The sequence below is a fragment of the Neobacillus sp. PVCKKU3 genome (assembly GCF_058323225.1).
This window is the reverse complement of sequence record NZ_JBLVQN010000001.1, coordinates 127,873-152,497: the sequence shown is the minus strand read 5'-3', so window position 1 is coordinate 152,497 and position 24,625 is coordinate 127,873. Positions and strand designations below refer to the sequence as shown.

Sequence of the window (24,625 nt, the reverse complement as noted above, 5' to 3'; positions counted from 1 at the left end):
CTCCCTTGATGATGTTTTCTTTGTTTAAGTTTAATAGTGCTTGTCCATGAACGTCAATGATAGAATTATGGCGCCGTAACCAAATCCTTTAATTTTTCATACGTTTTTTCACCGATTCCGCTGACATTCTTTAAATCTTCTGCTCCTTTAAAGGGTCCGCTTGTTTCCCGGTAATCGATGATCGCCGCTGCCTTTGCCGGCCCGATACCAGGTAGGTTTTGCAGTTCATTGACGTCCGCTTTATTGAGATTAATTTTCCCTTCATTCTGACCTGCCCCCCCTGAGACCATTACTCCATTTCCCGATTCCTCCGGGAGAACCACCGCCCCTTCACCCTTTGCCGGAATATAAATGACCATTTCATCCTTTACCCGTTCAGCAAAATTCACTTGGCCTTGCTCGGCCTGTTCGGTTACACCTCCCGCACGGCTAACCACATCAATAACCCGCTCCCCCTCTGAGGCTTTATAAACACCCGGCTGTTTCACCTGTCCCTTTACATCTACCATGATGACTGCAACTGTTTGACTCTGTATCTTCCCCATATTTTCCTCAGATTTTTCTTGAACACTGCCAGCCTCTGATACTTTATCAGTCGCTAAGGGCTGCGGTTCGATAGCTTCACTAGCACCGTTTTGGTAAAAATAAAAAATTAAGACCACGACAAGCAATGCAACAACAACAGCATAACTCTTATGTTCCATCAACCAGTCTTTCACTTGGCTCCATCCTTTCTAAAGGTATATTTTACAAACATTCCTCATAAGGTTATAAAAGAAACTCTGAGGTGAAGGAGGGTCGAAACAATGAATATTGGCATTATCGGCACCGGTAATATGGGGAGGATTTTGGTGGAAGCGTTAATCGACGGAGAAGCCGTATCTCCTTCTTCGATGCTGATTACGAACAGAACGATCGCTAAAGCCATGTTGCTTAAAGATAAATACAAGGAAATTAGGGTTGGGGCAAATGAAGTAGAAGTTGCGGCTCAATCCGATTTAATATTTGTTTGTGTAAAGCCATTAGATGTTTTTAAGGTGATAGATAAGATAAATCCCCATTTGACGGAAAATAAATGTCTTGTTTCGATAACAAGCCCTATCAGTACAGCACAAATTGAGAGTAAGGTTTCTTGTTCTGTGGTAAGAGTCATCCCAAGCATCACAAATCGGGCTCTTTCGGGAGTTTCCTTAATGACCTATGGGGAAAGCTGTCGGGATAATTGGAGATTGGAAATGGACAATTTAATGACAAAGATTTCAGTCCCAGTCGATATTGATGAAAAGGTAACAAGAGTAGCATCGGATATTGTCAGCTGCGGACCTGCATTTTTCAGCTATTTGCTGCAGGCATTTATTAATGCTGCCGTAAAGGAAACGGAAATCGATGAAAAAGTAGCCACAGTTTTGGCCAGTGAGATGATTGTAGGTCTTGGTGAATTGCTTAAGCAAGGCCATTATACCTTACCATCGCTCCAGGAAAAAGTTTGTGTGAAAGGCGGAATTACCGGAGAAGGAATTAAGGTGCTCGACAATGAGCTTGGGGAAATGTTCGAACATGTATTTCAAGCCACCCACGCAAAATTCAAGGAAGATCTTGATAAAGTAGAATTGCATATCTCAAAACATTAATTCGTCAAATTTTTGCAAATTCCTGCATGTATAAATAAAAAAAAAGCCATCTTTTTTATGATGGCTTTCAGGCTGTCGAGAAACTTCCGATAGCCTTTTATTTTATTCATTTTCTTTAATAATTCACGCGTTAATTTGCGATCATATTATTAATAATAAGGCTTTTCACCAAGGCTGTTGATTGGCGCTCCAGGCACTTCGCTTTCCGCGGGCGTGCCGGCGAGCCTCCTCGTCGCTACGCTCCTGCGGGGTCTCCCCTGTCCCGTGCTCCCGCAGGAGTCTTCGTGCCTTCCGCGCCAATCAACAGGTGTATTTAATAAAGTCCTTCAATTTCAATATAATAAGTGGTGAATTTTGTTTAAGCCAAAAGAGTATAGCCAAGTGAATATGAATTTATTTATGAAATGTGCAGCCTGTCAAAATATAAAAAGGATTGCGCACACTTGGCAAGGCTGGAAAATGTGTGTTGCAATACCTCTGGTTGATTTGCCTCCCTGTTGATTGGAGCGGAGGGCACTCGACTCCTGCGGGAAATAGAGGTCACTGGAGACCCCGCAGGCGCCAAAGCGCCGAGGAGGCTCCAGGACCTCCCCGCGGAAAGCGAGTGCCCGGAGCGGAAATCAACAGGCCTGTTAGCAGGGATAAAATAAATTGCCGAGAAAAAGAACCTTTCTCGACAATCTGAAAGCATTTTTTTTATGATGGCTTTATTTTTTGTGTGCAATAAAAAATATTCGTTCTGAATGGGTTTGTGGTTTAGCATGCTCAAAATCAGCATTTATCTCTAATAATTGAAAGCCTGCCTCATCCAGCCAATCGGAATATTGCTGAACACTAAAGGTTCGCTGATAATGAAGCTCATCAAAACGATCGTATCTTCCCGACTTTTCATCCAAGACAAAAAAGCTTAGCTCATGCTCCACGCTATTTGGCTCCTCCCCTGGGAAGCTATTCCAAATATAAGCGATATGGTCTTCATTTAAAGCAAAGGTTTGGTTCATAAAGACTTGAGTGATTTTATAAATAGAATGAACATCAAAAATAAAAAGTCCGCCCTGATGTAAATGTTGAAAAACATGCAAAAAGGTTTCTTTAACCTCTTGTTCCGTTTCCAAATAATTCAAGGAATCGCAAAAGATGCCGATGACATCAAACTGCTCCACGTTTTCGAATTCAGCCATATTCTGTTCAAAGAATGGAATCACAAGCCCCTCTGCTTCTGCTTTTGCTTGGGCAACAGCCAGCATGTCAGCCGACAAATCAGATCCGGTCACTTGGAAGCCCTTCTTGGCAAAACGAACAGAAAGCTGCCCTGTTCCACAGGCTAGGTCAAGCAGCTTGCTGCCTTTAATATCGTATTTGGCAAGCTTCTCTTCAACAAATCGAATCCATTCATCATATGGTGCGTCCTTCATGAGTTCATCATAAAGATAGGCGAAATGCTGGTAGCTTGTCATGAATTTAATTCACTCAAGACGTCAACCCGTGGGGCATCTCCCCACAAGCGCTCCAAATTATAATAGCTTCTTTCGTCACGATGGAAGACATGGGCAACAACGTCCCCCAAATCGATTAACACCCAGCGCGCTTCATCAAAACCTTCCATTCTCTTCACATCAAGCCCTTTTTCATTGGCTTTTTCCCTAATTTCTCTTGCGATTGCCTGAACCTGCTTATCGGAATTTCCATGACAAATCATAAAGTAATCGGCAATTAGCGAAATTCCCTTCATGTTTAGCGCAAGAATGTTTTCAGCCCTTTTATCATCCGCTGCTTTAACTGTCAATTGAAGTAGTTCTTGATTGTCCATTTACTCAACCCTTCCATTTTGGATTAAATCATTATACGTATGAAACGTTTCTGGATAGACAGTCTGATTTTTTTTCATTAAAAATAATATCGTATTTTTGACTGATTGGATTAATGCTTTATCTAAATTCTCTTTTGCCATTTCCCGTACTTCCTCAACACCCGGAAAGTGTCTGCCTGGTTCAATATAATCCGCTAAATAGATAATTTTTTCAAGCAGGCTCATTCCCGGCCTTCCTGATGTATGGTAACGGATAGCATCGAGAATTTCTCTGTCTTTAATCCCTGCTTCCTTCTCAACAAGATAGGTGCCGGCAGGAGCATGCCAAAGTTCAGCATTGAACCTGAGCAGATCCTGAGAAAAACCCTGGGTCCTAATAATTTCCTTCATTTCCTCTTTTGGGCGGAATTTGGCATAATCATGAAAAATAGCAGCCGTTTCGGCCTTTTTTTCATCTGCCCCATACCTTCTAGCTAACGCGATGGCTGTTTCCATTACGCCTAAGGTATGCTGGTAGCGATGCTCCGTTAATTGTTCCTTTACAAGCTTTAATGCTACATCACGTTCCATATAAATGGTTCTCCTCAATATATTGGATGATGGAATCAGGCATTAAATAACGCGCAGTTTTTCCGTTTTTAAATCTTTCTCTAATCATACTTGAAGATACCTCCATCGCCGGTACATCAACGTACAGAATAGGATACTCTGTAAGATGGCTGTAGGAAGGTCTTTGTACGCCGACAAATTGGACAAGCTTAACCAGTTCATCAATTTTATGCCATTTAGGCAAATATTCAATCATGTCGGCTCCAATTATGAAATGAAATTGATGCCCGGGATAGGTTTCATTAAGGACCTTCATCGTATCAAGGGTATAGGATGGCCCCTCCCTGTCAAGTTCGATTGGCTGAATTTTGAATGCCTGATTCCCTTCAACGGCCAAATCCAGCATCTGAAGCCTGTCATTGTTCGAAATCGATTCCGATTTTTTCTTATGCGGAGGCTCTCGATTCGGCATAAGCCAAATTTCATCAAGCGAAAGAGCGGCTAAAACCTCATTAGCAATCAAAAGATGTCCGAAATGTGGTGGATCAAACGTTCCGCCCAAAATTCCAACCTTCACAATACAACCCCACCTTTACTTTAGGGAAGAGTAATTTGTTTATTTTCAACCGATTCCTTATAAAGGACAATCGTATTTCCGATAATTTGTACTAATTCTGCCCCTGCCCCATCAGCAAGCTGCTGGGCAACCACATTTTTATCTTCGTCGCAGTTTTGTAAGACACTTACTTTGAAGAGTTCCCTTGCCTCAAGAGCATCGGCAATTTGCTTCACCATGTTCTCATTTACGCCGCCCTTTCCAACTTGAAAAATCGGATCTAAATGATGAGCCTTTGAACGTAAAAATCGTTTCTGTTTTCCTGTTAACATGTATTAACCTCCGAGTTGTTTGAGCACAATTGCTCTCATTCGTTCTGCATCCGGGAAAGTCCCTGTCCATTTTTCAAAAGCAAGAGCCCCTTGAAAAACAAACATATCAATCCCATTTTGAATTCGTGCACCTTTTTGTTCCGCGTCTTGTAAAAATTTTGTTTTCAGCGGATTGTAAATAATATCACAAACAATTGCCTGTTTATTTAAGTTGTCCAGTTTAAGCGGCTGTTCAGAAATTTCCGGCGCCATCCCAATCATGGTTGTCTGGATAATTAAGTCGTAATCTTCCAAAGCCTGTTCCGCTTCCTCCAAAGAAAAGGCAGCTGATGAATTGGTATACGGACAATCATTAATGAGACTCCAAGCTTTCTCCACAGTCCGGTTGGCAATATCAATCTTAGCGGGTTTTTCCTTTGCCAAAGTAAAATAAATACCTCTGGCCGCACCGCCCGCTCCAATCACAAGAATCTTTTTTCCCTCAATAGAAGCAAATTGGTTTTTCAATCCCGTTAGAAATCCAGGTCCGTCTGTATTATAACCAATCAAACGGCCGCCTTCATTAACGACGGTATTTACCGCACCAATTGCATTCGCCAGTTCGTCTACCTCATCAAGATAAGGGATGATCCTGCTTTTATGAGGAACAGTTACATTAAATCCACCAACCCCAATTGCTTTTAAGCCTTTCACAGCATCCTCGAGGTTCTCCGGTGCCACTTGAAAAGGGAGATAATGGCCATCGATTTGATAAAAAGAAAATAAATCATTGTGCATCACCGGGGACATGGAGTGCCCGATTGGATATCCAATAACCGCATATAGCTTTTTCACGTATTTCTCCCCACCCAGTTTCACTTTTTATATTAATGATTTTCGTAATAATGCTTGAACACCTTTGGGAACATAGGCGATTACCTTAGCTCCTGGTTCATTGACAGTCACCCAGCCAAGACCGGAAAAAACAATATCTGTCTTGGCTTCCTTAATGAAAAACTCTTGTTTGACAAGCTCCGGAAATGTTTCCAGTTGCTCTTGCCGAGGAGGGGTCAGCATTTCCCCAACATGTTTTTCATAAAGCTCATCGGCATTTTCGATTTTTGTCCGATGGATGTTTAAATCGTTGGAAAGATAACAAACAAAAGATCTTCTGCCTCCGCTTACGTAATCAAACCGGGCCAGCCCGCCAAAGAATAATGTCTGCCCCTCATTCAATTGAAAAACCATCGGCTTGATTTCTCTTTTAGGCGTAATCACTTTTAAATCCCTTTTATCAACAAAATGCGCCATTTGATGGTGATTGATAATTCCCGGTGTATCCACTAATGATCTTCCGTCATCAAGCGGAATTTGGATAATATCTAACGTCGTGCCAGGAAAGTGAGAGGTCGTAATGATATCCCCTTCGCCGGTCACCTCTTTTATAATCCGATTGATAAAGGTAGATTTTCCAACATTCGTACAGCCGACTACATAGACGTCCTTTCCATTGCGGTATTCATCTATGGCAGCGGCTGTTTCTTTCATCGTCCATCCCTTTGCCGCACTGACCAAAAATGCCTCCTCAGGACGCAACCCTAGCTCCCGTGCTTCCTGCTTCATCCAATGAATCAATTTATTATGTTTAACTGATTTCGGCAGCAAATCGACCTTGTTGCCAACGAGGATCACTTTATTGCCGCCGACAAACCGGTGCAGCCCAGGAAGCCAACTGCCGTTAAAGTCGAAAATATCGACTATCATGACAACCAACGCATCAGTTTTGCCGATTCCATTTAGTATTTTTAAAAAATCGTCATCAGTTAAGCTGACATCCTGTACTTCATTATAATGCTTGAGACGAAAGCATCTTTGACAAATAATTGTTTCTTTTTCCAATGCGGAAGCGGGAGCATAACCAATTTTCTCAGGGTCTTCTGTCTGAACCTTTATTCCGCAGCCTATGCATATATGTTGTAGGTCACTCACTAATTAATCCTCCCATGAAACCATTCCTTTTTTTCGAAACCAATTTAAAATCCGCCGTTCTGCAAAACGGTTAAATTTTGTGAAAAATCCGTCTGTCTGGGCAACAGGCACCACCAAAATGGTATGAAAGCCGCTGCGGTTTCCGCCAAGCACATCGGTTAACAACTGATCGCCAATCACGACAGCCTCTTCTTTTTTTATGCCCATTTGTGTAATTGCTTTCTTAAAAGCCTTTGCAAGCGGCTTTCGGGCTTGAAAAATAAACGGAATTTCGAGAGGATCTGCAAAGGCTCCTACCCGTTCTTTATTATTGTTTGAAACAATTGTTACTAGGATATTTTGCTTTTTTAATTCCTCAAACCATTTAATTAAAGCGGGAGTTGCGTTTGGACGGTCCCATTCCACCAATGTGTTATCCAAATCAGTAATAATTCCCTTTATGCCTCTTGATTTTAATTGTTCCGGAGATATCTCAAGAATGCTCTTCACGTGTTCATCAGGTAAAAATTGTTTTAGCACTAAGCGTACACCTCATTAAATTACTAATCTTTGGTGATGAAGCCAAGGATTTCCCTATTCTTGTACCATCATAACTAATTTTAACTTTGGTTTCAAAAGAAAAAGCAAAACCATTTTATTCTTAATCTTATTGTTCTTCAAATCCCGACAATACATGATAGGTATGTATGCAAAATAGGCAGAATCATATCAGATTTACAAAGAAAAAGGCAGTTTCATAAAAAAATAAAAATATTTTTCGACAAACATCTGCTTTCCCGACATCTGTGGATAACGTTATTAACATTATACCCATTGAATCATACACTTTTCATCGTTTTATAAACAAGCTAATCACAAGTTATCCACCTTATCCTGTGGATAATTAGAACGATTGTTCTACAGGAATAAATTTGGTAGATTTAGGGTACACCATATGAACTTACTATATTATGTTCCCTTTTACTAAAATAGAACCATCAATTTATAAACCGGAGGTGGAATCAGACATGCGTAAACTTTCCGATGAATTACTGATTGAATCTTACTTTAAAGCAAAAGAATTAAACCTAAGCAGCGAATTTATTAACCTTATTGAGTCCGAAATTCGCCGTCGGTCCCTTTCTTATAAAATAAGAAAATCATCATAATTAACTGCCCAAATGGGCTTTTCTTTTTGCCCAAAAGCAGGCGCTATTTTTGCGCGCCTCATTTTGATTTTAATAGGGTACCAATTTTTTCGCCGACTTTAATTTCTTTAGGAGTTTCTAGATCCACAGCAGGCTCGAAGATGTTATGTTCAAACAGCAACACCACTGTTGACCCAAAGGTAAAATAAGCCATCTCACCGCCTTTTGTTAAATCTGAACCCTCATGAATGGTTTCAATAGAATTGACAAACATAGCCCCAACCTTCACGATCGACACATGTCCAAAATCTGTTTGAACTTCTGTAATAACACGGTAGTTTTTGGCTAGTGTACGAACTCCGTATTTTAGCCCGAGCTTATTAACAGGATAGGATTTTGAACCAAGCTTCCATTGCTTAGTAACCGTACCGCTTACCGGGCTGTGAATCCGGTGGTAGTGACTTGGGCTTAAGTATAGAATCATATACGTACCATTTAAATATTTTGGCAAAGCTCCTGCATCCCCCAGCATTTCTTCGATAGAATACGTTTTTCCTTTTACAAGAATCTCACTATTCTGATTGATTTTCCCAACATCTTCAATGACTGCATCAACCGGACTCACCACAGAATCGGTTGCTTCATCAATTTTCCGTGCATCCTTCTTCAGCCTTCTGACAAATAAATCATGCAGGGTAGGGAACTCGTGCAGTTCCTTCTCCATCTCTCCTAAATTGAGATGATAAACTCTTGCAAAGGAAGGGACAATGACGCGGCTCGCACGGGACCTGGCAAATCTTTTTAAGAAGCTTGATGTCCACCTTCCATTCGTTAATTCAATAAATAATCGGTAAAAGGACTGTATCACTGGTATTACCCCCAAATAGTGTAAAAATACTCTTTACGAATAGACATAAAACCCTTAAAATTAAATATTATAAAGTAAACTGTGGAAATTATAAATTCCTTCGGCTTGAAGAAAGGAGTGGTAGGTAAAAAATGTTTTTATTGGATGTTATAGATCAAACCGTCAAGAAATTAAAATCGCAAACTGCAAATGTCATCACTTTAGCTAATTTATCATTAGGTGGATTTGCCATCGTGTTTGGTCTGCATGGGAATTTGCGATTAAGCTTACTACTCATTTTTATTGCGGCGCTGGCAGATCGATTTGATGGAATGATCGCCCGAAAATTTAATATTGAGTCAGAATTAGGTAAACAATTAGATTCCATGAGTGATATTATATCATTTGGAGTTGCCCCTGCACTATTACTATACCAAGGAATTTTAAATGAATTCGGCGGCCCCGGTTCATTTTTCACTGTATTTTACATTGGTTGCGGTGCCTTTCGTTTAGCTAGGTTTAATATTACCGAAAGCAACGGCTACTTTACTGGTCTGCCGATTACTGCTGCTGGCTGTTTGGCAACCTTAAGCTTTTTGGCGATACCATACCTGCCGTCACAAACGTTCTTATTTATAATTATCATTCTTTCATTCCTTATGGTTAGCACATTTAAGCTTAGAAAGGTTTAAAAATTCGAAATTTAATAAATTTGGCTTACTTGGTTTTAGTACTAAGTAGGTCTTTTTTTTTATATTTCCTACCGCACTCAAATAAAATTAACTGGACAGACACAATTTCCCGTTTTCTTCATAGGAATTAATAATAGGCTAAAGTCCAATAAAGATACGGGGTGGAAGTGAATGTCTGGAATCTTAACGGCTCTTGGCTATTTGGTTAAGGAATTTTTATTTCTTGTATCTTACGTAAAGAACAACGCCTTTCCTCAACCCCTATCCGCTGCAGATGAAAGAAAGTACCTGCGCTTGATGGCAGAAGGGGATTCACATGCGCGTAACATGTTGATTGAGCACAATTTGCGGCTGGTTGCCCATATCGTAAAAAAATTTGAAAATACCGGTGAGGATTCTGAGGATTTAATCTCGATTGGAACAATTGGGTTAATCAAAGCCATCGAGAGTTATTCAGAAGGGAAAGGAACAAAGCTGGCCACGTATGCTGCACGTTGTATAGAAAATGAAATTTTAATGCACCTTCGCGCTTTAAAGAAGACAAAAAAGGATGTTTCCCTGCACGACCCGATTGGCCAGGATAAAGAAGGGAACGAAATTTCCTTAATCGATGTCTTGAAATCAGAATCGGAAGATGTTATTGATACGATTCAGTTGAATATGGAACTTGAAAAAATCAAGAAATATATCGAGGTTTTAGACAGCCGGGAAAAAGAAGTGATTATCGGCCGCTTTGGTCTTGATTTGCAAAAAGAAAAAACCCAGCGCGAAATTGCCAAAGAGCTTGGCATCTCAAGAAGCTATGTATCTAGGATTGAAAAGCGGGCTCTGATGAAGATGTTCCATGAATTTTACCGGGCTGAGAAGGAAAAAAAGAAAAAAAACTCATAGTAAAAAGAGCAGGGGCTACTCCTGCTCTTTTTCCCCTTTTAAAAATAAATTATTCCACGTTTTCCCCCCATCTGAGCTTTCATAAAGGTCATTTTTGTAGGTAGTGAAGGCCATCTGATTTGGATTCTTTGGATTTACTGCCAAATAGGTAATCGGATTATCGTAGTCCAAGAATGGAATGGCAATATTCGTTTGCTCGGCTGTTGCAGGATCTAAAGTTTTTAAAAATATTTTGTCGTTTTCAACACTACAAAATAAAAGAGAATCTCCGGCAAAAGTAAGAGCAGTAACCATAAATGGCTCCGTCACAAGCTTCATCGTGTTTCCATTATCGGTGGAATAATAAATGCCCGACCGAGTAGACATGGCCATAATGTCTCCATTGACCGGGTGGACAGCCATCATTCCAAGCGAATCTGCTTGAAAATCTTTGAATTTACTAGGCTGCCAGGTCTGCCCGTTATCTTTAGAATAATTCACACCAGTATTTAATTGGTCCGTCTCTTGATCACTGATCACATAAAGACCTTTACCTGAATAGCTTGAGGCCATGAAAACATAGTTACCTTTTCCATAAAAGGCCAGCTTTTTTAAGGTCTCCCCTTTATTAACGCTTTTAACAAGCCCAAGCGGATTTTTTAAACCTGTCCCTTTTTGCGGATGTCCGCTTGAGATAAAGCCATCTTCCACGGCCTGAAACCCCATATATTGATGACGGTTCGTTGTCGTTTCGAACCAATTTGCTTCCTTATATATCTTTAGACCATTACCCGCTGCTACATAGAGAGCGTTGTCATTACCAGGATAACCAATCCCATAGATCCGGTTAACCTTTATCGATTTTGCTGCTGTAACATCAAACTTCGGCATTACAGCGGTTTTTTGATCCTGTTCAGTCTTTTTAGATTCCTTCGTATTATTTGTGCAGCCAGCAGCAGCCAAAATAAACACGATTAAAATCGTAAAATAAATTAACTTATGACCCTTCACTTCTATTCCTCCAAGCGAGAATATTAATTCTTATCACTTATAACTCAGCCTTAGTATCATTGTCAAATAATCAGTTTATAGACATTCTTTCAGCAGGTGCCTATTCATTAAGGCATACAACCACATAGACTATTAAAAACAGGAAAAGGGGTGTGTTAGATGGCTTTTGGTTACCCATACGCCCCCACCGGCTTCGGGGCTCCCTATGCTGCATATTCAGCCCCTTGCGCACGGCGCGGCTGGATTTGGTTTGCAGTTGTGATTGTCCTTTTTATACTGCTGTTAATCTTCTTCGCCTGGTGGTGGTTTAGCTGTTTTTATTATTAAACTCTTTGTAGCTTATGCGTTTTGGCATAAGCTTTTTCTATTACCGTCTTGCCATTTCGATGGAATTTTTTGAAAAATAACAATATAATTAAGAACGTACATATAAAAAAGGAGGTCCCATTATGGCAGCGGTTACATATTCAGATATTTGGAATCTTGATGTGTTTTTTAAAGGAGGAAGCGATTCCCCGGAATTGGAGAATCACCTGAAGCAAACCGAAGAATTGATTAACCTTTTCCATACAAAAATAAATAACTGGACACCAAGGAACTCTGCCCAGGACAGTGCATTCCTGCAAGAGGTGCTTCATGATTTTGAGAAAACTGGAAAAAAACTCCATCAGGCAGGTGCATTTATCGGATGCCTGCTGGCACAAAATACCGAGGATAAAAAGGCGTACGCACTTGATGCACAGGTTACCGGATTAAGTGCAGCCTTCCAAACAGCGCTTGGAGCTTTTCACAATCTGCTGATATCAATAGACGATAAAGTATGGGATAACATCATATCTTTAGCTTCTTTAAAGGAACTTGGCTTTATTTTATCGGAATGGCGTGATCGGGCTAAAGAGAAGCTTTCAAAAGAAGAGGAAGCACTCATTAACGCTCTTGGTGTCGACGGCTATCACAGCTGGGGGCAATTATATGACTTAATCGTCAGCAAAATCAAAGTTCAATATACCGACGAAAATGGTGAGGAAAAACAGCTATCTGTCGGTCAGGCTTTCAATAAATTCTCCAACCCAGACAGAGAAATCCGACAAGCTGTTTTTGAAAACTGGGAGAAGGCATGGGGCGATCAGGCAGACTTCTTGGCAAAAACCTTAAATCATCTCTCAGGATTCCGTTTAAATGTATACAAAAAACGGGGCTGGGATGAGGTGTTAAAAGAACCCCTTAGCATCAACCGAATGAAAAAAGAGACGCTTGACACCATGTGGGCGGTCATCACAGAAAACAAGGAAAAACTCGTGAAATATTTAGAGCGGAAGGCACAGCTCCTTGGCCTTGAAAAGTTAAGCTGGTATGACCTTGATGCCCCATACGGCACAACGGAAGCCAAACTTTCTTATCAGGAAGGCGCCCAATTTATTGAAGAAAACTTTGCAAAATTCGGCGAAAAGCTTTCAGCATTTGCCAAAATGGCGTTTGAGGAGCAGTGGATTGAAGCAGCAGACCGGCCAGGCAAAGCACCGGGCGGATTCTGTACCTATCTGCCAGAGAGCGAACAATCCCGCATTTTCATGACATACTCGGGTACGCCGTCAAATGTCTCCACATTAGCCCATGAGCTAGGACACGGCTTCCATACGTACGCAATGAGAGGCGTCCCGCATATCAACCGTCTATATGCGATGAACGTGGCCGAAACTGCCTCCACGTTTGCTGAGATGATTGTGGCCGACGCTTCTGTTAAGAGTGCGAAAAATGAGGATGAAAAGCTGGTTCTCCTTGATGATAAGATTCAAAGAACCGTTGCCCTGTTGATGAACATCCATGCCCGCTTCCTGTTTGAAACCCGTTTTTACGAAGAAAGAAAGCAGGGACCTATTTCTGTTGAGCGGTTAAATGAGGTAATGTTAGAGGCACAAAGGGAAGCGTACTGTGACGCCCTTGAGGAGTATCATCCATTATTCTGGGCATCAAAGCTGCATTTCTTTATTACAGGTGTTCCTTTCTATAACTTCCCTTATACATTTGGATATCTTTTCTCATTAGGGATCTACGCCCAGGCACTAGCGGAAGGGAAAGGCTACGAAGAAAAATACATCTCCTTGCTGCGTGATACAGCATCCATGACAGTGGAAGACCTTGCGGCGAAACATCTTCAGGTAAACCTGACAGAAAAGGATTTCTGGGAAAAAGCTGTAGGTATCTGTTTGAATGACATCGATGAATTCTTGGAGCTGACTGAAGGAAAATAATTAGCATGATAAAAGCATCGGCCAATTGGCCGATGCTTTTTTGTTATTCAACAACACTGATCTCAGCAGAGATTACACAGCCAATTGCGCCCGTAATAACGAAGGCTATTGCCACCATGAACATCTTCCCCACCCCTTAATGGATACTGCTTTCTTACCTTCAATTTATCATATATTCACAGTATCTAACTTAAGGAAATGTGAACATTATGTTAACAAACTTCAATCCTAAAAATGAAATTATGATTCCTTTTTATTAGACTTAAAAATAAGCGACAAAAGCAAAATATGAAGCGGCATACCGACTACCTCCCTATCCGAAATTCCCTTGGCTAAGTGGTATCTTTCAAATCCCAGAAATAAGCTCCTCTTCCCTGCATTAAATAAATCATTATAAAAACCACCTTTCATTATTTAAATTTTGTTTCCACTTACATTACACGGTACATTGATATTTGCCGGTCTTTGTTTTCTTCGTAAAGCTTGTTAATCCTTTCTTGATTAAGAGCTTCATCAAGGCTTTCTTTTCTTTTTGAAATCGTAATCGTTAAAAACAATATATTCAGGGTCATGATTATCACTTCCTTTAGTTTAAACCCTTTAAATTTCCTTACATTAGCTGGTGCATAGAAATCTGACGGTCCTTGTTCTGCTCATATAACCGTTCAACTATCTCCTGCTGGACAGCCTCTTCTAGACTAATTTCTCTTTTTTTGAATGTAACAGTTACAAAGAATAGATTTAAAGTCATTTTCATTCATCTTCCTTTCTGCGGCCTAAAATTCTTCATTACATGAAATTATGCATAGAAATCTGGCGATCCCTATTTTGCTCGTAAAGCTTTTCAACCATTTCCTGCTGAGCGGCTTCCTGCAATGTTACTTTTCTTTTTCGAATTGTGATGGTGAAGAATAAAATATTCAGTGTCATGTTTGATCACCTCCTTATAAAGTTATTTCTGTTAGTCCAACAACATTTTCAGATTATGCAGAACATATCCAAAGTGCTAGTAAAAAGGGCACAAAAAGGCCGCAAGAAGATAGTTCCTTGCGGCCTTTCCCCGAAAAAATGGGCACAAAAATACCGCAAGGCGTCATTCTCCCTGCGGCATGGATATGTAGATGTAAATTAACACACTAAGCAATCCATTCCAATCTGGTCGAATGCATGATATTCAAATATTCAGTTTCAGCCATTGCTTTTGGGACACAACTCGTTACATTAATCGCTAATAACATTACCTTCGACCTCCTTTTTGGAATTTTTTACTTGCTACGGTAATTATATCCACATACAGGTAATTTGTAAACCATTTTTTAGAATTTTTTTGCAAAAATAGTTAAAAGCCCCATGATATTAAATGTTAGGCATCTTTTCAAGAATTTACTTACTGTTTATCGGAATTGTGTATGGTAAAGTGGTTTAGTAGATTTTTAAAAGAAGGGGTGAATCAGCTGTGAAGCAGAAAACGCGGAGTCTTTATGAGAAGATGGTTGATTTTAAGCGGTTCGGAACTGTTTTATTGGCTGTGGGGATCTTTTTCTTTATTGGCGTCATTATTCCGTCCGATACAAAAACGGATATGGATTTAAATATATGCATTCTATCCTCTATGTCCTTCTTGGCGGCATCGATACTTTTCTTTACTTTTTCCAAGCAATGCGAAATGAAATTGCTAGAGATAGAGGATGGACAGGATTATTACTCGAAGAAATAAGCGCCTCTGCTGTAAAGGAGGCGCTTTTTTGTTAATCATGGACTGGACCTTATAAAGCCTTAACCATTTTCATAACTAAGGTTGCCGAATTTGTGGCTGCTTTATCGATAAACTGATCAAAGGAAATTTCTGACTCTTTTCCGGCAATATCCGAAAGGGAACGAATAATTACAAATGGAACACCAAACCGAAAGGCGACCTGCGCAATCGCCGCTGCTTCCATTTCCACTGCCTGTAGATCTTTAAATTTCCCGCGGATAAATTCCACTTTTTTAGGGTCCTCCATAAAGGAATCGCCTGTTGCAATTAAACCTCTGACAATCTGGAAATTTTCCAACTCCCCTGCTGCTGCTTCGGCAATCGACATTAACTTTTCATCAGCCAAGAAAGCTGCCGGCAGCTGGGGTACCTGACCATATTCATAATCAAAAGCCGTTACATCAACGTCATGGTGGCGCACTTCTGTTGAAATGACTGCATCTCCCACATTCAGGTCTGGATTTAAACCTCCAGCAGAACCAGTGTTGATGATGCAATCTGGCTTATATTTATCCAATAGAATGGTTGTAGACATGGCGGCATTTACCTTACCAATTCCTGAACGTAACAGGATGACATCCTTGCCGTGCATTTTCCCAAAGGTAAATTCACAGCCAGCTACTTCTTCTTTTGTTTGTCCTTCAATATGGTCTCTTAGTAAGGTTACTTCCTCTTCCATTGCACCAATAATCGCAATTTTCATAATGTATAAACCTCTCTCCTAAAAGCTTTTGCTTTATTTTTCGCTTAAACGATTGTTTTATTATTTTTCTTCAAATTGATACATCGTATCCGCAAACATCATTGTACCTTTTTTGCTGACAGCTTTCTATCAAATCATTGATTTAGAATAAATATTTCATTAGAATTATGCATGGAAGGAGGTTGTATAGATGAATTTTCAACTTGATTTTATTGAAGATAAAGTGGAGTTTTTTGAAGCCGGAGATTTAAAAACGCTGGAAAAGAAAATCGCGAACCAAATCGAGGTCAACAAAGGAATCCTGCTGGGGGTCCACTCCGTTTCCCATCAAGTCCATGTGAATGAAAAAGGACAAACCTACTTTTCGGCAGTGGTCCATTTTAAAAAGAGATAGGATGGAACCAGTTATGGCCCATCCTGCTCACTATTGCTGGATTTCCGCTAATTCTTCGACCCTTGTCGGCATCCAGCCTTCGCCATCAACCCACTTGATATATACATTATATTTCTGCTGTTTATCCTTGGATGCAACTGTAGCAAAGGATGCATTAGCAGTGGTTTTATCCCGGCCGAGCCAGTAAACAGTCATATTGCCAGAATCCAGCCCAGTTGCATAGGAGACGGCCTGTAGCATTTCCTGCCAATCAACTGAAGATTGATCGTACACAGCTGTATGTTCCCCTGTTTGCGTTGTACCTACTGGCTTCCAAGCTGGATTTTCGATGGTTTTTACCACATTAGGTGAAGTCCCTCCATCAGTAACAATGGCCTGTGAATCATCAGCTTTTTCTGGTGCTGTGGCTTCCTCGCTTTGTTTTTCATCTTCCTCTTTGGCTGCTTTATCTTCTGAAAGCTTTTCCTTTTTCTTGGTCTCTTCAGCATTTTTCTCTTTAGGTGCCGCCTGTTTTTGTTCTTGTTTCGGCGTTTCCTGTTTAGTCACAGCTTTCTCGTCACTTCCGGATGCAAAAATATTATAAGCTACCAAAATTATTAAGGCCAGGACAATGATAATTAAACTATTTAAAACAATATTCGTTTTTTTTCTTTTGGCACGGTAAGTAGACCGTGAATTTTGCTTGAAATCATTATTCAAAAATAATCCCTCCTAAGAAAAAGGCTGTGAATATTTTAACATGATTTCAAAAGAACTTGAAGGAATTTCCTTGATTTAGCACTGAATTAAGCCGTTAATCCTGCTCGGACAGCATTTTCACCATGTCGGCAAATAATAAATTAACCCCACCTTCATTTTCAGTCACATCCAAATTAACCGTTACTAATGCATATTTAGGATTCTGATAGGGAAAATAGCCTGCAAACCACTTATTATGCAGCTGCTTGCCATCCTCATATTTACCCGTTTCAGCTGTACCAGATTTTCCGGCCACCTCATATGGAAGTTCCTTAAACCAGCGGCCTGTTCCATTCGGGTTCAATACGACCTCTCTCAGCAATTTTTGCAGTTTCATCGCCGTATATGGGGAAATGGAATCTCCTTTAAGCGGCTTTTCAGGGAAATTCACCATCGTAGTTCCGTTCTTATACTCTATCTTTGAAACAGCGCGGACCGATTCTTTCTTGCCGCCCCTTGCGATGCTCGCCATCATATTGGCAACAGCCAGCGGAGTTGCCCGGACCTCATTCTGGCCAATTCCGGACATCGCGGCAAAGTTCGGGTCCTTTCTTGCCTCATCGGACAAAAAGACCCTGCCCTTGTCCTCATTATCAAACTGTTTGAAATCGCTGGTATGATAAACGTCTCCCTGCCAGCCGACAGAACCAGTTAAAGACAATTTTTCTGCGTACTCTTCCAATAGATTCGGGTCGATCTTTTGCAGCTCCTTCGCCAGTTCACCAAAGGTGCGATTACAGCTTCTGGCAAAACTGTCCGTAAAATTTAACATGCCGTAATCATATTTTAATTCCGGTTTGCCATTGATTTTTTTACTGCAGTCAAACAGTCTGTTTGGATCATCAAGATTATGGTCAATTGCGGCCGCCGCAACAACTGTTTTAAAAACAGAACCCATGATTTGCTGTTTCAGCATTCTATTAGTAATGCCTGTCCCGCTGTAAGGATCCTTCTTATTGACGTCAGGCCTTGAAACCATAGCCAGTAAACTGTTATCCTCGATGTTCAGCAGAACCAGTCCACCTTTTTTAATTTGATACTTATCAACCAGCTCCTCAGCTTTTTGCTGAATTGTTTTATCAATGGTTGTCCGAACATTGACGGGATAAAATGGATTAGCCGGGTCAACATATTTTACGTTTATGCCAAATAAAGGCGCCCCTCCCCCGTCTACGTGGTAGACAAGCTTCGATTTTCCTTCAGGAAGCAGGAATTCATCAAAGCTTTCCTCAAGCCCAGAAACACCTATTAAGGTTTTCTCGGACAGCTCTTTATTAGGATAGCGCTTTTGTAATTCAGCAGCATTTTCTCCTGTCAGTCCCAGCAATTGTTCTGCCGGCACATTGGCCCGTTCAAATTTCTTCTCTATCGCAAATACGCCAGGTATGTTTAACGCATTGATTCTTTCCATCTGTGAAGGTGTCAATTCAATTGGGGCCGGGTCACCATAGGCAAATGGCTTTTTCGCTGAGTCCACCGCATTTTTCAGAGCAATTTCCGATATGCCTGAGATGTCGGACACCTTTTTAATATCCCAGTCCAACTTTTTTAAGAATGGGAATAAGACAAGTACACTGACTTTTTTATGTGTCAGCATCGTGCCGTTTCGGTCCAGAAAGTTCCCCCTCCCATTATCAATCACCAGTTCCTGTGTCCTCTGCTGGACGCTGTCTTCAAGCAAATTCACATTATGCTTGGAAAAGGTTTCCGTCTCAAACAATTGAATTTGCATAAGACGCCCCATTAAAAGCATAAAGCAAACGATACAAATTATAAGCCAGCCTTTTGCTCTTCTTCTCCACATAAAAAACACCTCGTCAAAAGTTTTGACGAGGTTTAGCGTTTTCAAACTATTCATGCTGATTTTTCCTTATTTTATACTAACAATGCGGACACTCATCTCGCCGCCAGGGGTTTGGACAGATACTTGGTCCCCTACCTTTTTGCCCATTAAGCTCTTGGCAATTGGAGAGTCGTTGGAAATTTTCCCTTCGAACGGATCTGCCTCTGCACTGCCGACGATGGTATAGGTTTCTTCATCGCCGTCCGGAAGCTCAACAAATGTTACTGAGCTGCCTAGAGACACAGTATCCCCTGCCAATTCACCTTCACTGATAATCTTGGCATTGCGGATCATATTTTCTAACGTAGTGATTCTGCCTTCAACAAAAGCTTGCTCTTCTTTAGCAGAATCGTACTCGGAGTTTTCAGATAAATCCCCAAAACTTCTGGCGATTTTAATTCTTTCTACTACCTCTTTACGCTTAACCGTTTTTAAATATTCAAGTTCCTGTTCTAATTTTTCTTTTCCTGCCTGAGTCATTGGAAAAACTTTTTCTGCAGCCAAAACCCTCACTCCTTCTGGTCTCACAACCCCCATAGATTGTGTATGTATGATATGTAAGCATTATGCCAATTGGCAAAAAATTGATAGCAGCGCGTCCTATTATAGGGCGCGCAGCTAATATTCATCCATTTTGTGGACATTTTTAGGATTATCACTTGCTATTGTTTCATAAAAATGACTTTTGTTCAAGAATTGTTTGAATTTTTGTGACCATTAAATCAATCGCCACATGATTATGCCCGCCTTCAGGAATAATGATATCTGCATAACGCTTGGTCGGCTCAATAAATTGGTTATGCATCGGGCGGACAACATTGACATATTGGTCTATAACCGAATCAAGTGTACGCCCGCGTTCCTGAATATCGCGCTGGAGGCGGCGGATAATACGAATATCCGCATCGGTATCAACGAATAATTTAATATCCATTAAATCACGGAGCCGCTCGTCCTCAAGAACCAAAATTCCCTCTAAGATGATAACATCCTTCGGCTCTACATCAATCACCTGGTCAGAGCGTGTATGAATGGAATAATCATATACCGGCTTTTCAATCGGCTCATACCTCAAGAGCTGTTCGATATGCTCGATAAGTAAATCCGTATCAAAGGCAAGCGGATGATCATAATTCGTTTTTAACCGCTCCTCAAACGGCAGATGGCTTTGGTCTTTATAATAATAATCCTGTTCAAGCATTAAAATCGAGTGACCCTTAAAGCTTTCATATATCGCTTTTGACACACTCGTTTTACCGGAGCCTGACCCTCCGGCAACACCGATCACAACCGGCCTATGCATCATGCTAGTTCTCCTTTCGCATCATGTTGTTAGGATAAACCGGTTTGTCCATTTTAAATCGTACAATTTGAAGCGGATGTCTTGCCGCATCCAATTCATTTCCTTTTTCATCCCAAACCTTATCGATTACATGGGTAAAGTTCTCAATTTCCGGTCCAAAGAATTCAACTTCATCACCAGGTTTGAAGTAATTACGCTGCTGCAGGGTAACCATTTGCGTTTCATTGTCATAATCCAAGACAAGACCGACAAATTCAAAACTAGTCTTTTTGCTATGATTACCAAACATTTGCTCTTTATACCCGGGAACACCCTCGAAAAAGGCCGTAGCCGTTTCACGGTTGGCACATTTATCAAGCTCTTTAAGCCATTCCTTCTTAATCACAAAATTATCAGGATCCGCACAGTACGCATCAATCACTTTTCGGTAGACACTTACGACAGTGGCAATATAGTGAATGGACTTCATCCGTCCTTCAATTTTCAAGCTGTCGATGCCCAGCTCAATCATTTTCGGAATGGACTGAATAAGGTTTAAATCCTTCGGACTCATCGCGAACGGAGAATCACCCTCAGCAAATAAGGCATTTTCATCCATGCCCTCTAACTGATACAAGTCATAATCCCAGCGGCATGATTGACAGCAGCCGCCACGGTTAGAATCACGGGCTGTCATGTGATTAGAGAGCGTACAACGGCCGGAATATGCGATACACATCGCTCCATGGATGAAGGTCTCAATTTCAATATCCACCTTCTCCTTCATTTCACGGATTTCTTCCGCACTTGTTTCCCGGGCCAATACGACACGCTCAAGCCCCTCTTCCTGCCAGAATTGAATGGCTTTCCAGTTAGAAAGAGATTGCTGTGTGCTTAAATGAACTTCAATTTCAGGTGCAAGCCTGCGGCAGGTTTCAATAATCAGCGGGTCTGCCACGATAATTCCCGCAATTCCCGCGTCTTTTAGTCCTAGAATATATTCTTCCAGACCGGGAATATTTTCATTATGAGCATAAATATTAGTGGTTACATAAATTTTAGCCCCGTACTTTTTCGCAAACTCTACGCCTTCTTTGATTTCTTCTTGAGAGAAATTGTCGGCATTGGAGCGCAGTCCGTATTCCTGTCCGCCGATAAATACGGCATCAGCACCATAATGAACAGCAATTTTTAATTTTTCAAGATTGCCTGCAGGAGCTAGGAGTTCCGGCTTTTTGACAATGACGCGTTTTCCATCAATAATCTCTGAAATCTTATCTTTTACAGTACTCATGATTTGAACTCCTCCCTTTCTTAATTAGTAAACTGTCTCTTTAAAATAGAATCCTGTATCTAATGGGCGGTTAGCCGGCTGGATTTGTTCAATCGCCTCTAACAGCTCGTCCTTTTTGTCTTCATAATTGTCCGAGTCTTCAAAATAAAGGTCAATGGCTTCGCGGTATAATTTTGTAACAGCTAAAATATATTCCGGACTCTTTAAGATTCCATCAATTTTAAACGAATCAACTCCGGCCTCAAGCATATCCTGTAGCTCATCGATAATGCAGATATCATTTGGGCTCATAATATGAGTTCCATTTTCATCTTCAAAAATCGGGTATTTGTTCTCGCGTTCATTATCGTGGAGGAACATATTCTTTTGCTGTTTGCGGTTTTCGATTTCCATGACTTTGCCTTGGTACTCAAAATAGTTGCCTAAGAGCGAACGCTTCGATTGAAACATGCAGCTCATTCCATGAACGAGAACTTCAATTTCAACCTCTGCTTGTTCTTTTATTTCCACGATTGAATCCATGTTAATTTCGCGGGCAAGGACTGCTCTTTTCGCTCCTTTTCTGCCCCAATAGTTACAGGTATACCAGTTGGTACCAGTTGTCTCGGTGCTCCAATGAAGCTTCATTTCCGGAGCTGTTTCTTTTGCAGCCATTAATACAGCCGGATCGCCAAATATAATAGCATCAGCCTTTGCATCAGATACAAAGCGAATATAATCGTTCAGCTCTGGAAGTTTATCATTATGAAAAATGGCATTCATAGCCACATATACTTTTTTTCCTTTTGAGTGAGCTAGTTCAATAGCTTTTTGCACGTCACTTCGGGTAAATTCCCCTGCAAGTCTCAAGCCGTACCGCTGCTCCCCAACAACAAAGGCATCAGCCCCTGCCTCTGCCAATGGCAAAATGTCATCAACAGAAATGGGAGTTACCAATAGTTCTGTCTTTTTCATTTTCATTCACCTCTTCGTTTACTGATTGCGACCCCATCACCGACTGGGAGAATAACCGTATCAAAATCCTTATGATTCATTAACCAGCGGTTAAATTCGTCTATTTTTTTGACAAGGTTCCGCGTCCTTTTAGATTCTATATCCGATTCTGCAACAAGTCCTTTAAACAGGACATTATCCGTAATAATCAATCCGTCTGCTTTTAAATATTTTGAGTAAATTTCAAAGAATTTTTGATATTGCCCCTTAGCCGCATCAATAAAAATAGCATCGTAGGGAGCATGGCCTCTTACACGCTCTTCAACATCCAGCGCATCTCCTTCGATGAGAAAAATATTTTCATGGTAATCGGACCTAGCAATAAATTCTTTTGCTAATTGAATGCGTTCTTCATCCCGCTCAATCGTGATAATATTCGAATCCGGAAGTGCAAAAGCCATTCTCAATGCAGAGTAGCCAATGGCGGTGCCCACTTCAAGGATATTTTTGGCACCATGGATTCTTAGCATTTGAAGCATCGCTTCCATTCCGGCCAGCTCCATGATTGGAACATGATACTCGTTGGCATAACTCTCCATTTCCATTAACAAAGAATGACGCTCCGGAATTAGACCTTCTATATAAGAATGCAGCTTTTCATTTAACAAGCTGCTTCACCTCAATCCTTTTAAACTGCATTGTTGCCAAAATATAGCTCTTTAGACATAAAAAATAGCGTTCACAGAAAAACAACGAACCGAGTGATATTCATTCGGACCATTGACACTGGCAGTAAACCGCCAAAATAACCTGTGAGTGACGCTATAGATACCTTATGAAACACTTTAGTATTCTACCATAAAAAAAGAGGGAATGCGAATAATTCCCTCGGGAGACGTACTATTTTTTACTGGAAATATGCTTGGCTTTTTCCTGATTGTGTTCTTCTAGCGTTTTAGTGAAAATAACTGTGCCGTCCGCCGTTGCCAGGAAATAATAATAGTCCGTTTGTTCCGGTTCTAACGCAGCTTCGATGGATGATTTTCCTGCATTAGCAATCGGGCCTGGTGGAAGTCCGGGATTTTTATACGTATTGTAAGGAGAATTCACTTCTAAATCCTTATAGACCACTCTTTCCTTATGCTTACCTTGGGCATATAGAACGGTTGGGTCCGTCTGCAGCGGCATCCCCTTTTCCATCCGATTATAAAAGACGCTGGAAATCTTTTTTCGGTCAGCTTTCTCCGTCGCCTCTTCCTCGACCAAGGATGCCATTGTAAGGAGCTGATGAACGGACAGCTTTTTATCTTTCGCCTCATCTGTGTAGTCAGCTAGAACTTCTCTTGTTTTATCAAGCATGGCTGTAACCATTTCCTCAACAGATGGATTCGGTTTAAAGAATGGATAGGTGGCTGGATATAAATACCCCTCTAGCGGGTACATGATTGAAGGGTTCAAGATTTCATTCGTTAGAATATCAGGGTATTTTGCCATTAATGTTTTTATAAATTCTTTATCATTCAATTTGGCAAGTACCTGGGCTTCATCCTGATTTGTTGCCTTCGCCATAATGGCCGTAATTTCCTTCAGCTGTTTTCCTTCTGGTATTGCAATTTTAAACGATGCCTTGGCAAGGACCTTGCCTGTTTTCAAGCGGCTGACAATTTCAGGAACATCCATGGAAGGACTTAATTGATAGTCCCCCGCCATAAAGCCGCCTTCATTTTTGAGCTTTACATAATATTTGAACACCTTGGCATCCTTAATGATCCCGTTTTGCTCAAGCCTTTCACCTATCCCAGTTACTGAGGAGCCAATCGGAATTTCCACATTTTTCTGCACTTTGCTGCTAGAATCTACGGGTTTTAGTGCTGATTGTATATAGAGGTATCCCCCGCCGCCAATGAGGACAATGGTGACCGCCAATATAATCGTAATAATTAACACAATTCTTCTGACGATTCGCGCTTCACTCTGATGTTCGAGCATTTTTTGCCGAATTACATGTTTCTTGTCTTCTGTCATCTAATTTCCCCC

The 24,625-nt window shown here is 40.8% G+C and carries 31 protein-coding genes; 8 read left to right on the top strand and 23 right to left on the bottom strand.

Annotation, left to right across the window (positions count from 1 at the left end; all coding sequences use genetic code 11):
• Positions 1-65 precede the first annotated feature (65 nt).
• Positions 66-719: a helix-hairpin-helix domain-containing protein gene (locus tag ACNQGS_RS00785; RefSeq protein WP_491485684.1), complete on the bottom strand. Its 654-nt coding sequence runs from the start codon at positions 717-719 to the stop codon at positions 66-68.
• An 87-nt stretch (positions 720-806) separates the two neighbouring features.
• Between ACNQGS_RS00785 and comER the strand changes: the two genes are divergently transcribed.
• Entirely contained in the window at positions 807-1,631 is an 825-nt protein-coding gene (gene comER, locus ACNQGS_RS00780) for a late competence protein ComER (protein WP_378584100.1), read from the top strand.
• Positions 1,632-2,338: 707 nt separating this feature from the next.
• On the opposite strand, the gene ACNQGS_RS00775 is transcribed toward comER, so the two are convergent.
• The 8 genes from ACNQGS_RS00775 to ACNQGS_RS00740 are packed head-to-tail and all read right to left on the bottom strand — an operon-like array spanning position 2,339 to position 7,365.
• A complete protein-coding gene (locus tag ACNQGS_RS00775; protein ID WP_491485683.1) occupies positions 2,339-3,088 on the bottom strand; it encodes a class I SAM-dependent DNA methyltransferase in 750 nt (249 codons plus the stop codon).
• Positions 3,085-3,441 (bottom strand): ribosome silencing factor, encoded by a 357-nt coding sequence (gene rsfS / locus ACNQGS_RS00770; protein ID WP_491485682.1) that lies wholly within the window; start codon positions 3,439-3,441, stop codon positions 3,085-3,087. Before rsfS ends, ACNQGS_RS00775 begins: the two co-directional genes overlap by 4 nt.
• Positions 3,442-4,011, bottom strand: coding sequence for a bis(5'-nucleosyl)-tetraphosphatase (symmetrical) YqeK (gene yqeK / locus ACNQGS_RS00765; RefSeq protein WP_491485681.1), 570 nt, complete (start codon positions 4,009-4,011; stop codon positions 3,442-3,444).
• The gene (locus ACNQGS_RS00760) at positions 4,001-4,570 is read right to left on the bottom strand and encodes a nicotinate-nucleotide adenylyltransferase (RefSeq protein WP_491485811.1); all 570 of its coding nucleotides are present in this window, start codon (positions 4,568-4,570) and stop codon (positions 4,001-4,003) included. Before ACNQGS_RS00760 ends, yqeK begins: the two co-directional genes overlap by 11 nt.
• Before the next feature lie 17 nt (positions 4,571-4,587).
• Positions 4,588-4,878: a ribosome assembly RNA-binding protein YhbY gene (gene yhbY / locus ACNQGS_RS00755; protein WP_213144791.1), complete on the bottom strand. Its 291-nt coding sequence runs from the start codon at positions 4,876-4,878 to the stop codon at positions 4,588-4,590.
• A 3-nt stretch (positions 4,879-4,881) separates the two neighbouring features.
• Positions 4,882-5,712 carry a shikimate dehydrogenase gene (aroE, locus tag ACNQGS_RS00750; protein ID WP_491485680.1) on the bottom strand — a complete coding sequence of 277 codons (831 nt, stop codon included), beginning with the start codon at positions 5,710-5,712 and terminating at the stop codon, positions 4,882-4,884.
• A gap of 27 nt (positions 5,713-5,739) precedes the next feature.
• A complete protein-coding gene (gene yqeH / locus ACNQGS_RS00745) occupies positions 5,740-6,846 on the bottom strand; it encodes a ribosome biogenesis GTPase YqeH (RefSeq protein WP_491485679.1) in 1,107 nt (368 codons plus the stop codon).
• Between the two features lie 3 nt (positions 6,847-6,849).
• Positions 6,850-7,365, bottom strand: coding sequence for a YqeG family HAD IIIA-type phosphatase (locus ACNQGS_RS00740; RefSeq protein ID WP_491485678.1), 516 nt, complete (start codon positions 7,363-7,365; stop codon positions 6,850-6,852).
• Between the two features lie 488 nt (positions 7,366-7,853).
• Between ACNQGS_RS00740 and ACNQGS_RS00735 the strand changes: the two genes are divergently transcribed.
• Positions 7,854-7,994 carry a sporulation histidine kinase inhibitor Sda gene (locus ACNQGS_RS00735; RefSeq protein ID WP_491485677.1) on the top strand — a complete coding sequence of 47 codons (141 nt, stop codon included), beginning with the start codon at positions 7,854-7,856 and terminating at the stop codon, positions 7,992-7,994.
• A 58-nt stretch (positions 7,995-8,052) separates the two neighbouring features.
• Here ACNQGS_RS00735 and ACNQGS_RS00730 read toward each other — a convergent pair whose 3' ends face one another.
• The gene (locus tag ACNQGS_RS00730; RefSeq protein WP_491485676.1) at positions 8,053-8,841 is read right to left on the bottom strand and encodes a phosphatidylserine decarboxylase; all 789 of its coding nucleotides are present in this window, start codon (positions 8,839-8,841) and stop codon (positions 8,053-8,055) included.
• Positions 8,842-8,972: 131 nt separating this feature from the next.
• Between ACNQGS_RS00730 and pssA the strand changes: the two genes are divergently transcribed.
• Together pssA and sigK are read left to right on the top strand one after the other, a co-directional pair.
• Positions 8,973-9,512: a CDP-diacylglycerol--serine O-phosphatidyltransferase gene (gene pssA / locus ACNQGS_RS00725; protein WP_491485675.1), complete on the top strand. Its 540-nt coding sequence runs from the start codon at positions 8,973-8,975 to the stop codon at positions 9,510-9,512.
• A gap of 171 nt (positions 9,513-9,683) precedes the next feature.
• A complete protein-coding gene (sigK, locus tag ACNQGS_RS00720) occupies positions 9,684-10,403 on the top strand; it encodes an RNA polymerase sporulation sigma factor SigK (protein ID WP_213144785.1) in 720 nt (239 codons plus the stop codon).
• Between the two features lie 15 nt (positions 10,404-10,418).
• On the opposite strand, the gene ACNQGS_RS00715 is transcribed toward sigK, so the two are convergent.
• Positions 10,419-11,393: a F510_1955 family glycosylhydrolase gene (locus ACNQGS_RS00715; RefSeq protein ID WP_491485674.1), complete on the bottom strand. Its 975-nt coding sequence runs from the start codon at positions 11,391-11,393 to the stop codon at positions 10,419-10,421.
• A gap of 159 nt (positions 11,394-11,552) precedes the next feature.
• On the opposite strand from ACNQGS_RS00715, the gene ACNQGS_RS00710 reads away from it, so the two are divergent.
• Together ACNQGS_RS00710 and ACNQGS_RS00705 are read left to right on the top strand one after the other, a co-directional pair.
• Positions 11,553-11,720: a hypothetical protein gene (locus tag ACNQGS_RS00710; protein WP_491485673.1), complete on the top strand. Its 168-nt coding sequence runs from the start codon at positions 11,553-11,555 to the stop codon at positions 11,718-11,720.
• Positions 11,721-11,842: 122 nt separating this feature from the next.
• Positions 11,843-13,645 carry a M3 family oligoendopeptidase gene (locus tag ACNQGS_RS00705; RefSeq protein WP_491485672.1) on the top strand — a complete coding sequence of 601 codons (1,803 nt, stop codon included), beginning with the start codon at positions 11,843-11,845 and terminating at the stop codon, positions 13,643-13,645.
• 431 nt (positions 13,646-14,076) lie between these two features.
• On the opposite strand, the gene ACNQGS_RS00700 is transcribed toward ACNQGS_RS00705, so the two are convergent.
• From ACNQGS_RS00700 to ACNQGS_RS00690, 3 genes are read right to left on the bottom strand one after another with little or no spacing between them, the layout of a single operon-like run.
• Positions 14,077-14,217 carry a YrzI family small protein gene (locus tag ACNQGS_RS00700; protein ID WP_213144781.1) on the bottom strand — a complete coding sequence of 47 codons (141 nt, stop codon included), beginning with the start codon at positions 14,215-14,217 and terminating at the stop codon, positions 14,077-14,079.
• Between the two features lie 38 nt (positions 14,218-14,255).
• A complete protein-coding gene (locus ACNQGS_RS00695; protein ID WP_491485671.1) occupies positions 14,256-14,396 on the bottom strand; it encodes a YrzI family small protein in 141 nt (46 codons plus the stop codon).
• Positions 14,397-14,434: 38 nt separating this feature from the next.
• Positions 14,435-14,575 (bottom strand): YrzI family small protein, encoded by a 141-nt coding sequence (locus ACNQGS_RS00690; protein ID WP_213144779.1) that lies wholly within the window; start codon positions 14,573-14,575, stop codon positions 14,435-14,437.
• Between the two features lie 526 nt (positions 14,576-15,101).
• Between ACNQGS_RS00690 and ACNQGS_RS00685 the strand changes: the two genes are divergently transcribed.
• The gene (locus ACNQGS_RS00685; RefSeq protein ID WP_491485670.1) at positions 15,102-15,362 is read left to right on the top strand and encodes a YrhC family protein; all 261 of its coding nucleotides are present in this window, start codon (positions 15,102-15,104) and stop codon (positions 15,360-15,362) included.
• A 49-nt stretch (positions 15,363-15,411) separates the two neighbouring features.
• On the opposite strand, the gene mtnN is transcribed toward ACNQGS_RS00685, so the two are convergent.
• Positions 15,412-16,104 (bottom strand): 5'-methylthioadenosine/S-adenosylhomocysteine nucleosidase, encoded by a 693-nt coding sequence (gene mtnN / locus ACNQGS_RS00680; protein WP_491485669.1) that lies wholly within the window; start codon positions 16,102-16,104, stop codon positions 15,412-15,414.
• 190 nt (positions 16,105-16,294) lie between these two features.
• Here mtnN and ACNQGS_RS00675 point away from each other — a divergent pair, with 190 nt between their 5' ends.
• Positions 16,295-16,498, top strand: coding sequence for a YrzA family protein (locus ACNQGS_RS00675; RefSeq protein ID WP_491485668.1), 204 nt, complete (start codon positions 16,295-16,297; stop codon positions 16,496-16,498).
• Positions 16,499-16,528: 30 nt separating this feature from the next.
• Here ACNQGS_RS00675 and ACNQGS_RS00670 read toward each other — a convergent pair whose 3' ends face one another.
• The 8 genes from ACNQGS_RS00670 to mltG form a co-directional block, all read right to left on the bottom strand.
• Positions 16,529-17,197 (bottom strand): YrrS family protein, encoded by a 669-nt coding sequence (locus ACNQGS_RS00670; protein ID WP_491485667.1) that lies wholly within the window; start codon positions 17,195-17,197, stop codon positions 16,529-16,531.
• Positions 17,198-17,291: 94 nt separating this feature from the next.
• Positions 17,292-19,040: a peptidoglycan D,D-transpeptidase FtsI family protein gene (locus ACNQGS_RS00665; protein ID WP_491485810.1), complete on the bottom strand. Its 1,749-nt coding sequence runs from the start codon at positions 19,038-19,040 to the stop codon at positions 17,292-17,294.
• 66 nt (positions 19,041-19,106) lie between these two features.
• Positions 19,107-19,583 (bottom strand): transcription elongation factor GreA, encoded by a 477-nt coding sequence (gene greA / locus ACNQGS_RS00660; protein ID WP_423799157.1) that lies wholly within the window; start codon positions 19,581-19,583, stop codon positions 19,107-19,109.
• A 166-nt stretch (positions 19,584-19,749) separates the two neighbouring features.
• Positions 19,750-20,385 carry a uridine kinase gene (gene udk / locus ACNQGS_RS00655; RefSeq protein WP_213144773.1) on the bottom strand — a complete coding sequence of 212 codons (636 nt, stop codon included), beginning with the start codon at positions 20,383-20,385 and terminating at the stop codon, positions 19,750-19,752.
• A gap of 1 nt (position 20,386) precedes the next feature.
• On the bottom strand, positions 20,387-21,655 hold the full coding sequence (locus tag ACNQGS_RS00650; RefSeq protein ID WP_491485666.1) for a peptidase U32 family protein: 1,269 nt from the start codon (positions 21,653-21,655) through the stop codon (positions 20,387-20,389).
• Positions 21,656-21,679: 24 nt separating this feature from the next.
• Entirely contained in the window at positions 21,680-22,609 is a 930-nt protein-coding gene (locus ACNQGS_RS00645) for a peptidase U32 family protein (protein ID WP_213144771.1), read from the bottom strand.
• Positions 22,610-22,611: 2 nt separating this feature from the next.
• Positions 22,612-23,256, bottom strand: coding sequence for an O-methyltransferase (locus ACNQGS_RS00640; protein WP_491485665.1), 645 nt, complete (start codon positions 23,254-23,256; stop codon positions 22,612-22,614).
• Positions 23,257-23,488: 232 nt separating this feature from the next.
• Positions 23,489-24,613 carry an endolytic transglycosylase MltG gene (gene mltG / locus ACNQGS_RS00635; protein ID WP_491485664.1) on the bottom strand — a complete coding sequence of 375 codons (1,125 nt, stop codon included), beginning with the start codon at positions 24,611-24,613 and terminating at the stop codon, positions 23,489-23,491.
• Positions 24,614-24,625 lie beyond the last annotated feature (12 nt).

Bases quoted from the DNA above. Each gene is read 5' to 3' on its own strand.
- comER (WP_378584100.1), top strand. From the start codon at position 807: ATGAATATTGGCATTATCGGCACCGGTAATATGGGGAGGATTTTGGTG.
- ACNQGS_RS00775 (WP_491485683.1), bottom strand. From the start codon at position 3,088: ATGACAAGCTACCAGCATTTCGCCTATCTTTATGATGAACTCATGAAG.
- rsfS (WP_491485682.1), bottom strand. From the start codon at position 3,441: ATGGACAATCAAGAACTACTTCAATTGACAGTTAAAGCAGCGGATGAT.
- yqeK (WP_491485681.1), bottom strand. From the start codon at position 4,011: ATGGAACGTGATGTAGCATTAAAGCTTGTAAAGGAACAATTAACGGAG.
- yhbY (WP_213144791.1), bottom strand. From the start codon at position 4,878: ATGTTAACAGGAAAACAGAAACGATTTTTACGTTCAAAGGCTCATCAT.
- ACNQGS_RS00735 (WP_491485677.1), top strand. From the start codon at position 7,854: ATGCGTAAACTTTCCGATGAATTACTGATTGAATCTTACTTTAAAGCA.
- pssA (WP_491485675.1), top strand. From the start codon at position 8,973: ATGTTTTTATTGGATGTTATAGATCAAACCGTCAAGAAATTAAAATCG.
- sigK (WP_213144785.1), top strand. From the start codon at position 9,684: ATGTCTGGAATCTTAACGGCTCTTGGCTATTTGGTTAAGGAATTTTTA.
- ACNQGS_RS00710 (WP_491485673.1), top strand. From the start codon at position 11,553: ATGGCTTTTGGTTACCCATACGCCCCCACCGGCTTCGGGGCTCCCTAT.
- ACNQGS_RS00705 (WP_491485672.1), top strand. From the start codon at position 11,843: ATGGCAGCGGTTACATATTCAGATATTTGGAATCTTGATGTGTTTTTT.
- ACNQGS_RS00700 (WP_213144781.1), bottom strand. From the start codon at position 14,217: ATGACCCTGAATATATTGTTTTTAACGATTACGATTTCAAAAAGAAAA.
- ACNQGS_RS00695 (WP_491485671.1), bottom strand. From the start codon at position 14,396: ATGACTTTAAATCTATTCTTTGTAACTGTTACATTCAAAAAAAGAGAA.
- ACNQGS_RS00690 (WP_213144779.1), bottom strand. From the start codon at position 14,575: ATGACACTGAATATTTTATTCTTCACCATCACAATTCGAAAAAGAAAA.
- mtnN (WP_491485669.1), bottom strand. From the start codon at position 16,104: ATGAAAATTGCGATTATTGGTGCAATGGAAGAGGAAGTAACCTTACTA.
- ACNQGS_RS00675 (WP_491485668.1), top strand. From the start codon at position 16,295: ATGAATTTTCAACTTGATTTTATTGAAGATAAAGTGGAGTTTTTTGAA.
- ACNQGS_RS00665 (WP_491485810.1), bottom strand. From the start codon at position 19,040: ATGTGGAGAAGAAGAGCAAAAGGCTGGCTTATAATTTGTATCGTTTGC.
- udk (WP_213144773.1), bottom strand. From the start codon at position 20,385: ATGATGCATAGGCCGGTTGTGATCGGTGTTGCCGGAGGGTCAGGCTCC.
- ACNQGS_RS00650 (WP_491485666.1), bottom strand. From the start codon at position 21,655: ATGAGTACTGTAAAAGATAAGATTTCAGAGATTATTGATGGAAAACGC.
- ACNQGS_RS00645 (WP_213144771.1), bottom strand. From the start codon at position 22,609: ATGAAAAAGACAGAACTATTGGTAACTCCCATTTCTGTTGATGACATT.
- mltG (WP_491485664.1), bottom strand. From the start codon at position 24,613: ATGACAGAAGACAAGAAACATGTAATTCGGCAAAAAATGCTCGAACAT.